The sequence below is a fragment of the Brevibacterium sp. UBA7493 genome, assembly GCF_002479565.1.
Classification (GTDB): domain Bacteria; phylum Actinomycetota; class Actinomycetes; order Actinomycetales; family Brevibacteriaceae; genus Brevibacterium; species Brevibacterium luteolum.
In genome coordinates, this window is record NZ_DLOD01000021.1 from 52,604 (window position 1) to 64,460 (window position 11,857).

Annotated in this window: 10 protein-coding genes; 4 read left to right on the top strand and 6 right to left on the bottom strand. The window is 69.1% G+C overall.

Annotated elements, in window-relative coordinates:
- Positions 1-12: 12 nt before the first annotated feature.
- A complete protein-coding gene (mgtE, locus tag B4E96_RS12315; protein ID WP_259876840.1) occupies positions 13-1,365 on the top strand; it encodes a magnesium transporter in 1,353 nt (450 codons plus the stop codon).
- 57 nt (positions 1,366-1,422) lie between these two features.
- Here mgtE and B4E96_RS12320 read toward each other — a convergent pair whose 3' ends face one another.
- Complete coding sequence (locus tag B4E96_RS12320; RefSeq protein WP_286957803.1) at positions 1,423-2,739, bottom strand: MFS transporter; 1,317 nt, start codon at positions 2,737-2,739, stop codon at positions 1,423-1,425.
- Between the two features lie 228 nt (positions 2,740-2,967).
- On the opposite strand from B4E96_RS12320, the gene B4E96_RS12325 reads away from it, so the two are divergent.
- From B4E96_RS12325 to B4E96_RS12335, 3 genes are read left to right on the top strand one after another with little or no spacing between them, the layout of a single operon-like run.
- The gene (locus tag B4E96_RS12325) at positions 2,968-4,002 is read left to right on the top strand and encodes a Bug family tripartite tricarboxylate transporter substrate binding protein (protein WP_286957805.1); all 1,035 of its coding nucleotides are present in this window, start codon (positions 2,968-2,970) and stop codon (positions 4,000-4,002) included.
- Entirely contained in the window at positions 3,999-4,634 is a 636-nt protein-coding gene (locus tag B4E96_RS12330) for a tripartite tricarboxylate transporter TctB family protein (protein WP_259834035.1), read from the top strand. The genes B4E96_RS12325 and B4E96_RS12330 overlap by 4 nt, the downstream gene beginning before the upstream one ends.
- A complete protein-coding gene (locus B4E96_RS12335; RefSeq protein ID WP_286957807.1) occupies positions 4,634-6,211 on the top strand; it encodes a tripartite tricarboxylate transporter permease in 1,578 nt (525 codons plus the stop codon). The genes B4E96_RS12330 and B4E96_RS12335 overlap by 1 nt, the downstream gene beginning before the upstream one ends.
- On the opposite strand, the gene B4E96_RS12340 is transcribed toward B4E96_RS12335, so the two are convergent.
- The 5 genes from B4E96_RS12340 to B4E96_RS12360 all read right to left on the bottom strand — a co-directional run bounded on the left by B4E96_RS12340 (position 6,196) and on the right by B4E96_RS12360 (position 11,854).
- Entirely contained in the window at positions 6,196-6,969 is a 774-nt protein-coding gene (locus B4E96_RS12340; RefSeq protein ID WP_286957808.1) for a CPBP family intramembrane glutamic endopeptidase, read from the bottom strand. The two genes, B4E96_RS12335 and B4E96_RS12340, sit on opposite strands and share 16 nt — an antisense overlap.
- 242 nt (positions 6,970-7,211) lie before the next feature.
- Complete coding sequence (locus B4E96_RS12345; RefSeq protein ID WP_286957809.1) at positions 7,212-8,132, bottom strand: lytic transglycosylase domain-containing protein; 921 nt, start codon at positions 8,130-8,132, stop codon at positions 7,212-7,214.
- Complete coding sequence (locus B4E96_RS12350; protein ID WP_286957810.1) at positions 8,129-10,231, bottom strand: hypothetical protein; 2,103 nt, start codon at positions 10,229-10,231, stop codon at positions 8,129-8,131. The genes B4E96_RS12345 and B4E96_RS12350 overlap by 4 nt, the downstream gene beginning before the upstream one ends.
- Positions 10,224-11,090: an anchored repeat-type ABC transporter permease subunit gene (locus B4E96_RS12355; protein WP_286957812.1), complete on the bottom strand. Its 867-nt coding sequence runs from the start codon at positions 11,088-11,090 to the stop codon at positions 10,224-10,226. Before B4E96_RS12355 ends, B4E96_RS12350 begins: the two co-directional genes overlap by 8 nt.
- The gene (locus B4E96_RS12360) at positions 11,087-11,854 is read right to left on the bottom strand and encodes an anchored repeat-type ABC transporter ATP-binding subunit (protein ID WP_286957813.1); all 768 of its coding nucleotides are present in this window, start codon (positions 11,852-11,854) and stop codon (positions 11,087-11,089) included. Before B4E96_RS12360 ends, B4E96_RS12355 begins: the two co-directional genes overlap by 4 nt.
- Positions 11,855-11,857: the final 3 nt, after the last annotated feature.

Here is an 11,857-nt window from a genome sequence, read left to right on the forward strand (position 1 = left end):
GGGTGTTGGAACATGCGGATTGAGGAGCTGCGCGCCAGTTATGAGCAGTCGCTGCAGGAGGCAGTCGACCGCAACGACGTCTATGCGATGACCCACACCCTCGATGAGATGACCGTCAGCGATGTCACCGCGGTCATCGAGCGGATGAACCCGCGCGATCGGGCGGTGGTCTACCGGCTGCTGTCGAAGGACCGCGCCGCCCAGGTCTTCGACGCCCTCGACGCGGAGCTGCGCGGCGAGCTCGTCAACGGACTGACGGACAAAGAGGTCACCGCGGTCCTCGATGAACTCGATCCCGATGACGCCGTCGAACTGCTCGATGAGCTGCCGGCCGGGGTCGCCTCGAAGATGCTGCGCACCCTTGATCGCTCGCAGCGGGAGCTGACGGCGATCGTGCTCGGCTATCCGCGCGGTTCGGTCGGACGCCGAATGAGCCCGCAGCTCATCCACGTGCTCGAGACCGCCAGCGCTGCCGAGGTGATGGAGCATGTGCGGGCGCGGTCGAAGGACTCGGAGACGCTGTACACGATCCCGGTGCTCACCGCTGACCGGATCGTCACCGGTGTGGTGAGCCTGCGCGATGTCATCGAAGCCGCGCCGGACACGCTCGTGCGCGACTTCATGGTCAAGCCCGAGATGGTCCACGCCCGCACCCCAATCGAGACCGCTGCCCGCCGGTGTGCGGAGGCGAAGGTGCTCGCAATGCCGGTCGTCGACTCCGAGCAGCGGCTCGTCGGCATCTTCACCATCGACGATGCGCTCACGGTGCTCGAGGACGAGGAGTCCGAGGACCTGGCGCGCATGTCCGGTTCGGAGCCGCTGCGCCGGCCGTACATGTCGACCTCGGTCATCACACTCATGCGCTCGCGCATCATCTGGCTGCTCGTGCTCGCCATCGGGGCGACGCTGACAGTGCAGGTGCTGGAGGTCTTCGAAGCCACACTGAGCCAGATGCTCGTGCTCTCGGTGTTCGTCCCGCTGCTCATCGGCACCGGCGGCAACACCGGCAATCAGGCGGCGACGACGGTCACGCGTGCTCTGGCGCTGGGCGATGTGTCGCCGCGGGACTCGTTCAAGGTCATCGGCCGGGAGTTCCTCGTCGGTCTCATGCTCGGCCTCTCGCTCGGCACGCTCGGGTTCCTGCTCACAACTGCGGTGTACGACTTCCACATCGGACTCGTCATCGGGCTCACCCTCATCTGCGTGTGCACGATGGCCGCCACCGTCGGCGGAGTCATGCCGATGGCAGCGCAGGCGCTGCGTGCTGACCCTGCCGTGTTCTCCAACCCGTTCATCACCACCTTCGTCGACGCCTCGGGTCTGCTCATCTACTTCGGCATCGCCAAACTGGTGCTCGAGATCTGAGAGGCGGGCGCTGTGGCGCCTGGGCTTCGCGTCTGTCCCTCAACCAGACGCCAGTCCTCACTCCTGACCGCTGACGCGATTGCGGTGGTGCTGATGCGCAGCGGCCACGATGAGCAGACCGGAGCCGCACCAAATCGCTGCGGCTGGCCCGACCGGGGCGGCGACGACACCAGCGATGAGCGGCATCGCCACCTGTCCGATCCGGTTGCCCATGAGCCGGACTGCCAGCGCCGAACCGCGCCATGCCGCTGGCACCGAGGAGGTGATGAGTGCCATCGTGAGCGGCTGACCCAAACCGAGGAAGAATCCGCTGATGAGCATGAGCAGTGCGGCCAGCCCTATCCAGTCGAGAACGATCGGTGGGAACACAAGTGAGACCCCGGCGCCGAGCACGCTGACGAAGACGAGCAGCGGTCGGTCGAAGCGGTGGGAGAAGTACGGCAGGAACACGCGCGAGATGATCGAGGAGACACCGCGGACGGCCAGCAGCACGCCGATCCAGGCCGGGGCGACACCATGCTCCTCGCCGACGAGCGGGAGGAAGGCAACGAGGATGTCGAGGACGGCCAGCAGCGCCAGCGACGACAGCATCGCCGCCCGGATGTCGCCGTTGGACAGAATCGAACGCACGCGCGCCTTCTCCGGCTCCGTCGTGTCCGGTGCGTCCGTCTCCGGCTGCGGGTCTGCAGTCCGCTCCCCCGCCTCGGGACCGGCCGGTGCCCCGGACGCAGCCTCTGCCTCGGGCTCAGCCCCCGCCTCGGGACCGGTCGATCCCTGCTGGCGGGGCTGGAATGCCCGGGAGCTGAAGAGCATGAGCGGCACCGCACCAGCGGTGATGATCGCACCGAGCCACAGCGCCACCGACACCTCGCCAGTCCGGGTGGCAGCCTGACTGCCGAGCAGCAGGGTGACGCCGAGCGGACCGATCATCTGCCCGGCGGAGTAGGCGGCGGTGAACCAGCCGAAGCCGAAGTCGAGCTGGTCGGCCCGCGCGTAGCGGGCGATCGAGGACTGTCCGGCGATCGTGAAGACGAGGTGGCCGATGCCCAGGATCGCATTGGCCACTGCCACGAGTACGAGTGACTGAGCGAGCGCGAGCAGCACGCCGCCGGCGACGAGGATGAGCGCACCGACAAGGACCATGAGCCGCAGCCGGGTGGTGCGATCCGACAGCCGTCCGAGGGCGAGTGCCGCCACGAGCGGGACGAGGGCGTAGATCGCAGTGACAAGACCGACAGACGTCGCCCCGGCGCCGAGGTCGATGAGCTTGTACGTCGTCACCGGCCGCAGCAGGTACACACCGGTCTGCGTGCACACGGCGGCTGCGACGAGCAACCACAGCCACATGTGCGAGGACTGCTGTGTCCTGTTCATCTGCCTGTCTGCCTGCGCCTTTCGTGTGCTGCCGGTTGTGCTGTCATCGTATACCCGCCCCACCGCCTCGGGCCCGGTGCGTTCGACCCGCTCAGGGAGCTCTGTCGCACGAGCTGAGATGATCCTCGACACAGTCTGAGCAAATGCCTAGAATCTATCGGTCAGTACCCATGGCGCAGACGATGCCGCATCGCCGACGCCGCCGACCTCGAAAGGACACAGCCGCTCGTGGGAAGTCCACCAACCTCAGGCAGCGCGCAGACACGCGGTCCCTCCTCGCGCGCAAAGAAGATCGCGCTGACGGTCTATGCGTTCGTCGCCGTCATCTCGATCGCCACCGCGACCTTCTTCACGTTCTCCTCCTCCAGCCAGGCCGGTGACCTGCGCGCCGGGCTGACGATGATCGCCCCTGCCGGAGCCGGGGGCGGCTGGGATTCCTTCGTGCGCGAGCAGCAGCAGGCCATGCGCCTTTCCGGCGTCGCCCGCAACGCCCAAGTCGTCAACATCCCCGGCGCCGGCGGCACGATCGGCCTGGGCCGTTTCTCCACCATGCACGGTGAGGCTTCGACGATCATGGCGACCGGCTCGGCGATGACCGGCGGCATCGAACTCAACGATTCCCCGGTCGGCTTCGACGACGTCACCCTGCTGGCCCGGATGGCGGAGGACTACGACGTCGTCATCGCCCCGGTCGATGCTCCGTATGACGACATCCCCGGTCTGCTCGAAGCATGGAAGGACGATCCGAGCGGCTTCCGCTGGACCGGCGGTTCGGCCGGCTCGCTCGATCACCAGGTTATCGCCCGCCTGGCGCAGGAAGCCGGAATCGACGGCAGGGACATCACCTACATCCCGAAATCCGGTGGCGGTGAGGCGATCCAGACGCTGCTCTCCGACACCACCGATGTCGCCTCGACCGGCTACAACGAGGTCTCCGACCAGATCGAGGCCGGCCGCATCAAAGCACTCGGGCTGACCTCGCCGGGACCGCTCGATGGCGTCGACGTCGAGCCGATGGTCGACCAGGGCGTCGACGTCGTCATGGGCAACTGGCGCGGCATGCTCGCCGCCCCCGGCATCACTGATGAGGAGAAATCCGAACTCATCGCGATGCTCGAGGAAACCCGCAACAGCGAGGAATGGAAGGACGCGCTCCAGCGCAACTCCTGGACTGATGCGTGGATGACCGGTGAGGAGTTCGAGGACTTCCTCGCCGAGGACCAGAAGAACACTGCCGAGCTGCTTGAGGAGCTGGGACTGTGAACGAGACCCCTGCACACACCGGAGCCCACACCTCGGGCACGCACCGCACCGCTGCCGCGGGCGGGGGCGCGGGAGCCAGCGCGGGCGCAGCCGGCGACAGGTCCTGGTGGACCGGCCGCTCCGGGCTGGTGCTCGCGCTCATCATGGCCGCCTTCGGCACGTACATGCTCTACGGCGTGCTGACGATGCAGGTCGCCGAAGATGCCGACAAGCCCGGCCCGCAGTTCGTGCCGATGGTCATTGCGACCGCCAGCTACCTGCTGGCCGCGCTGCTCGCCGTCGCCTACATCCGCACGCCCGAGGCCCCGGTCGAGGCTGGCGGGGCGGTCGCCGGCGGCACCTCAGCCGACCCGGATGACATCGCCGCGGCCCAGGGCCGCTACCGCACCTTCAGCGACTACGCGTCCTTAGCGTGGGCGATCGGCGGTTTCGCCGGTTTCGTGCTCCTGCTCGAACCGCTCGGCTGGATCCTCGCTGCCGCTGGCCTGTACTGGTGCGTCACGCGCGCGATGGGTTCGACGAAGCCGCTGTTCGATGCGACCGTCGCACTCACCGTGTCCTCGATCATCTACCTGGCCCTCGGCGTCTCGCTCGGTCTCAACCTGCCCTCGGGCATCCTCGGAGGTCTGTGATGCTTGACAGTCTCATGTCCCTCTTCGGCGGCTTCGCCGAAGCCGTTACCCCGATGAACCTCCTGTGGGTGTTCGTCGGCTGCCTGCTCGGCACCGCTGTCGGCGTGCTGCCCGGTCTCGGCTCGTCGATGGCGGTCGCGCTGCTGCTGCCGATGACCTTCGCCCTCGACCCGGCCGGTGCGCTCATCCTCATGTCCGGGGTGTACTTCGGCGGGCTGTTCGGCGACTCGACGATGGGCATCCTCGCCGGCACCCCCGGCCAGCCTTCTGCGATCGCTACCTCGATCGAAGGACACCGGATGGCCAAAGCAGGCCGCGCCCCGCAAGCGCTGGCGGCCGCGGCTATCGGCGCATTCATCGGCGGCATCGTCTCCTCCGTCGTCGTTGTGTTCTTCGCTCCGGCGCTGGCGGACTTCGCTACGAACTTCGGGCCCGCCGAATACACGGCACTCGCCCTCTTCGCCTTCGTGGCGACCTCCTCGGTCGTGGCCGACTCGGTGCTCAAGGGGCTTTCGGCCCTCGTGCTCGGCGTGGGCATCTCACTGGTGGGCATCGACTCGGTCTCCGGCACCGAGAGGATGACCTTCGGTCTGCCCGGACTGTTCGACGGCATCTCACTCGTCACCGTCACCGTTGCGATCCTCGCCCTCGGCGAGGTGTTCCACATCGCCTCCCGGATCCGGCGCACCGAGCACCTGACGCAGACCCCGGAGACCGGCCGGCCGTTCCTGTCGCGAGCTGAGTTCCGCGAGTCGATGCCGGCCTGGCTGCGCGGCACCGCGATCGGCCTGCCCTTCGGCGTCATCCCCGTCGGCGGTGCCGATGTGCCGACCTTCCTGTCCTACGGGCTGGAGAAGCGGCTGGACAAGAACCGCAGGGACCCGCAGTTCGGGCGCGGTGCCATCCGCGGCATCGCCGGCCCCGAGGCGGCGGGCAACGCGACGACGGCGATGGCGATTGGCGCGCTTCTGGCTCTCGGCCTGCCGATCTCAGCGACCGCAGCGATCATGCTGGCGGCACTGCGCCAGTTCGGTCTGCAGCCCGGCCCGCTGCTGTTCGACCGAGCGCCAGACCTCGTATGGGCGCTGCTGGCGTCGTTCTTCATCGCGATGATCGTGCTGCTCATCCTCAACCTGCCGCTGGCCAGCGTGTGGGCGAGCCTCATGAAGATCCCGGCACCGCACCTGTACGCCGGCATCGCCGTGTTCTGCGGCCTGGGCGTGTATGCCACCTCCTCGTCGGTGTTCGATCTGGCGCTGCTGCTCATCATCGCCGTGCTCGGTCTCGTGCTGCGCCGCTACGGTGTGCCGCTGGCTCCGCTCATGATCGGCATGGTGCTCGGTCCGCTGGCGGAGACGAACTTCCGCGATGCGCTGCTGAGCTCCGGCGGCAGCTACGCCACCTTCTTCAGCTCACCGCTGTCGATCATCCTCTACGTCGTGCTCGCCGCCGCACTCGTCTACACGACGATCGGCCGGCTGCGCGGCCGCCGGGTCGGCGACATCGGCGACGCCTCAGCCTCAGCTGATGCCGAGGCCGAGCATGCTGAGGATGCCGAGGATCAGAAGCTGCGCTGACCGACTGGCTGCCGGTGAGCCCGGCGCTGCTGGGCGATCGCCAGACCGAGAGCTGCGATCGCCCAGCACGCCCAGCCGGTCGCGGCGGTGAGCCAGAACGCGGTGCCTGACAAACTCGTCTGCGCGACTACGAGATTCGAGGCGATGTAGACGAAGACGGTGTTGAGCACCGTGTGGGCGATGATCGCCGGGATCACCGAACTGCTCAGCACCCGCAGGGCGGTCAGCGTCAGCGACGCCAGCCCGAGGTTCATGAGCGTGACGATGACCGCGCGCTCGCTCATCTCGCCTAAGTGCAGGTAGGTCAGTATGAGCGGGGCGTGCCAGATCACCCAGAACACCGCGATCACCCCGGCCGCGGTGCCGGTGCCGAGGCCCGTCAGCCGGGTGTGCAGGTAGCCGCGCCAGGCGATCTCCTCACCGGTGACCTGGACGAGCATGAGCACTGCCGCCACCGGCAGCAGGGTGAGCACCGCGAGCGCATCTGCGCCGATGTTCAGCGGCTGCCAGCCGGCGAACGCCCCGATGCCGGTCGACACGGCTGCAACGCTCAGCAGCACCGCCAGCGCTGCGAGGCTGCCGGTCCACGGGCGCCCGGTCGTCAGCCCAGCCTGGCTCCTGAAGCCCGCCACCGCCTCGGGCGCGGCGCGGGACCGGGTGATGCGGTCGGCGATGAAGCACGTCAACGCTGGGGTCCAGGCGACGGTGAGGATGACGACCGGCAGGAGTATGGGATCGGCGCCGAACCAGAACGGCACGACCGCTGCGGTGCTGATGGCCAGGAGGGTCGCGCCGATCGCGATGACGTCAGCGGGGATGCTCGCTGCAGCCTCCAGCCGCTCGCCGGTGGGGCTGTCCGGGGTGGGGGTCGGTGCGGTAGGGCGGCCGGGGTGGTCATGGCGACTCCTCGTCGTCGAAGCTGTGCTTCCACGCTCGTCGCTGCCGCGTGCTGCCGGGATGGAGGCGCCCGCCGCCTCGGGTGGGGAAATCCCTCCGATCCTCAGCCGGCGCCCGGGTGCGGTGTGCTCGGCTGTGCTCCGGGCTGGTGGGAGGGCCCGAACCCTGGGGGCTGGGCCCCGTCAGTGGCTGGTGGCTGGGTTCCTGCCTGGGCCGGCTGCGGTGGGGTCAGCGGGGCGCCGCTGCTGGCATGGGCGGTGCGGTTGGCGGCGTCGAAGACCGCGCGGACGTAGGCATCGGATGGGTTGTAGGCGAGGATCGCCTGGGTCCAGCCCTCCGGGGTGGCGAGGTTGCGCTGGCCGGTGCACAGGTACTTCGCCGCCGAGGCGGTGGCGTCGTCGATGTTCTGGGCGTCCGCGGTGCCGTCGCCGTTGCCGTCGATGCCGAAGGCCTGCCACGTTGCCGGCAGGAACTGCATCGGCCCGACCGCCCGGTCGAAGTCGCGGTCCTGATCGAGTCTGCCGCCGTCGGTGTCGGTGATGCGGGCGAGTCCGCGGCCGTTGAGCTGCGGGCCGATGATCGGCTGGGCGGCAGTTCCTGCGGCTGTCACCGAGGTGCCGCCGAGGGTGCCGTGGGCGGATTCGACGAACCCGATGCCGGCCAGGGTGTTCCAGCGCAGCCCGCACTGCGGGAACTGGCGGGCCGCCCAGATCTCGGCTGCGACATAGCTCTGCAGCACCCGGGCGGGGATGCCGGTGCGCCTGGACTGGTCGGCGATCCACTGGGAGGACACCTGGGTGCGCTGCAGCTGCGCGGTGTCTGCTCCCCCACCGGCGTCCGGGCCAGCCGGTGCCTCCTGGGCTGGGGTGGGCACCGCCTCGGCGGTGGGCCGCGGGTCGTGCGGTGACTGGGCTCTCGCCCGCTGGTGGGCGCCGACGAGGTCGCTGAGGAAGAGCATCGTGAGCACGACCAGACTCAGCCCGAAGGCGATGAGCCCGACGGCGCGCAGGCGGGCCGGCTTCATGTGGACCTCCCGGGGCTGAGGCTGCGCACAAGCAGCAGGGTTCCCCAGCCGGCGGCGGTGAGTGCGATGCCCATACCGAGGCCTGCCACCAGCCACATCCAGGCAGCCGGGCCGGTGACGGCCGGGGGTGGTGCCGCCTCGGGGCTGGGCTGCTGTTCGGGCAGGTCCGGCTGGGCGAGAGTGGAGGCCATCGACACGTCGGTGCAGGTTCCCACCAGGGCGGCGAGCGCGGTATTGGTCGCCACTGGGGAGGCGACCTCGCCGACGGAGAAGTGCAGCGGGACGACGATCTCCTGGGCCGAGGTGCTGCTGTTGCCGGTGCGAATGACGGTGTTGACGGTATAGGTGCCCGGTTGGGTGAAAGCGAAGCGGGGGAACTCGGTGCCGCCGGCCGGCACACTCATCGCCGATCCGGCGGCAGCCAGCAGGGAGCTGTCGCCGAACTCATCGGTGCCGATGAGGGCGACGTCGCCGGGCCCTGCGACGGTGTCGATGCCGACCTCGACGCTGCCGCGCAGCTGCCCGCCGACAGCCGCGATGCCGATCGCCGGTGCGCTCATCCCGTCCTGGGAGCTGGCCCACAGCTCGTCACCGGGTTTCGCGACGTCACCGAGTCCGTCGTCGCCGACGGTGAGGGTGGCGGTGGCTGGCAGCACGTAGTCGACATCGGCGAGCTGGCGGGTGACCGGGGTGTGGGTGCGCAGGTCGGTGAGTTCGGCGCGCGGACCGGTGAAGTCGTGGGTGATGGCCAGCTGGGTGAGCCCGGAGCGGACCTGGACGCGCTGGCCTGCGGCTGCCGGGGTGCACATGAGCCCGAAAGCCGGCACCACCGGAGCGGAGATGCTCTGGACGAGCGGCAGGCCGGGCACCGGAGCAGAGGCGACCATATCGGAGCCGAACACGGCCCCTTGGTCGGCCAGCGTGCGCCGCTCCTCTAGGCTCAGACCGCCCTCAGGATCGGAGTCGCGGCTGTCCGTGTCATCGCTGTCGGTGTCCTCGCCGGTGTCGTCGTCTTCGTCTCCGTCGTCACCGGTGTCGGTGTCATCGGGGTCGCCGGAGTCGTCGGGGTCCTCGGACTCGTCGTCGTCCGGGGCGGCGTCGGGGTCGCGCGGATCGGGGCAGGTGCGTGCATCAGCGCCGCGCAGCCCGTAATGCAGTGTGGTGGCAACGGCCGGTTCCTTCCTCCCCGCCGCGGCGATGTCGATGCCCAGGCAGTGCGGGCCGGCGGTGGGGAACGCAGCATCGAAGACGAGCCGGGTCGGGTCGGTCATGGGCATCGTCACAGTCCTCGCGTTCCCCGGGTGCTGCTGGGTGCCGCGCGGATCGGCCCGGTTCGTCAGCCGGACCGGGGAGGCGCTGCGGATGCGCACCTCGACCCAGTCACGGGGCCCTGGTTCATGCGCGGTCTCCGCGCCCGAGGCGGTGGTGCCGGTGAGCTGGTCGATGTCGAGGGTGATGTCCTCGGCGATCGCACCGTCCTCGTGCTTCTCGAGCTTCCGGTCGAGGTCACTGGCCTTCGCCCACTCCCGGCCAGCGCGGGTGAAGGCCCCTTCTGGGGTGATGTGCACGGCACCCTCGCCTGGACCGGGCTTCGCCTTCGGGGTGGGCATCGGCTGCGGTGTGATGTGCGGCAGCTCGGCGTAGTCGGGGCACGCCTCGGCTTCGTCGGAGTCAGCTCGGGCGGTGGTGACGACGGTGTCGATGGTGCGGCGCTGAGTCTTCTCACCCTTCTTCACGACAGCCGAGACGCGCACGCCCAGGCAGGCACCTGACTCCAGGCCGGTGACCGGCAGGTGGCCGGTGGTCTGCGGGCGCATCTGCACAGCCGTCGGCAGCCTCCGGCCGGCGAGTTCCGCCTCGGGCACGGTCGAACGGTCGATGAGCACGGTCACCGGACCGAGAGCACGAGCGAAGGAACGCGTGTCGACGTGCAGGCGCCCGGCACTCTCACCAGTGGTCTTCAACGACACGGGAGCGTCGGCACTGTCGGTGCCCGGCGCCTCGGCTGCGGTCACCGGCATCCAGCCGAACGCGACGTGTGCGGCGGCAAACAGCGTGACCACCAGCAGCGATACTGCCTGCCGGAGGGTCTTAGGCATGGGCGACCACCCGCTGGCGGCCGCGTATGAGCAGGCCGTGGCGTGGGGCGATGACCCACAGCACGAGGAACACCGCGGTGAGCACCAGGACGATGGTGCCGCCGACGGGCAGATCGAAACCCCAGGACAGGTACAGGCCGGCGAATGCGCCGACCGCACCGATGACGGGGGCGAGGATCATCATCGTCACAAGCCGGTCAGTCAGCAGGCGGGCGGCGGCGGCCGGAGTGATGAGCAGGGCGAGGACGAGGATGTTGCCGATGGTCTGCACGGACACGACGATCGCCAGGGTGACGAGCACGTAGAGGACGATGTCGAGCCAGAACACCGGCAGGCCCATCGCGCGGGCGAAGTCGCGGTCGAGGCTGACGGCCACGAGTTCCTTGTGGAGTACGACGAGCAGCGTGATGATGAGCGTGCCGGTGATCGCGACGGTGTAGACGTCGCGGGTGGGGATGCCGGTGATCGAGCCGAACAGGAAGTCCGTCAGGGAGCCGGCGTAACCGGGTGCCCGGGAGATGATGACGATGCCGGCGGCGAAGGCGGCAACGAAGAACACGCCGATGATGCTGTCCTCCTTCAGCCGGCGGTTCTGGGAGAAGATCGCGACGAGGATCGCGGTGCACACGCCGGCTACCGCCCCGCCGAGGACGAGGGAGCCCTGCAGCACGAAGGCGATCGCCAGGCCGGGGAACACCGAGTGGGCGACAGCGTCGCCGATGAAGGACATGCCGCGCAGCACGACGTAGGTGCCGACGACACCGCAGATGATCGAGGCCATGACCGCCATAAGCAGCGCCTTGGGCAGGAAGGCGAGCATCGGGTTGGTCAGGTCGGAAAGGAAGTCGATGAAGCTCATGCGATCAGTCCGATGCTGGTGAGAAGCGGGGAAGTCGCCGAGACGCTGAAGGTGTCCATCCACGCCTGCCGGTCGCGGACCTCATCCGGTGTGCCCTGCTGGCGGATGGTTTTGCGCAGCAGCGCGATCTGCGTGCAGGTGGCCATTGCTGAAGGCAGGTCGTGGGTGGACATGATGACGGTGCGCCCGTGTGCGGCGAGCCGGCCGAAGAGGCCGGTGAGCAGTTCGGCGGTCGGCATGTCGACGCCGGTGAACGGCTCGTCGAGCAGCAGCAGCTGGGAGTCCATCGCAAGTGCCCGGGCGACGAGCACCCGCTGGCGCTGCCCGCCGGAGAGCTCGGCGACCGGGCGACCCCGCACATGGTCGAGTTCGACCTGGGCGAGCGCGGTGTTGACGGCCTGAAAGTCGGCGACCTGCGGGCGGCGCAGCCAGCCCAGCCGTGAGGACCGGCCGGTGAGCACGACGTCTTCGACGCTGATCGGGAAGTCCCAGGTGAATTCGTGGCGCTGGGGCACATACCCGATCCGCCCGCGCAGCGCTTCGGCAGGTTTCCCGGCGACCCGGATGTCACCGCGGTGCGGGAGGAGTCCGAGGATCGCGCGCAGCAGGGTCGTCTTGCCGGCGCCGTTGGGGCCGAGGAGGCCGAGGAACTGGCCGTGCTCGACGGTGAGGTTCAGTCCGGTGAGCACCGGCCTGCCGCCGAGGTCGACGGTGAGCCCGGTGACTGTCAGTGCCGCGCCCGAGGCGGTAGCCGTGCTGGTCACGTC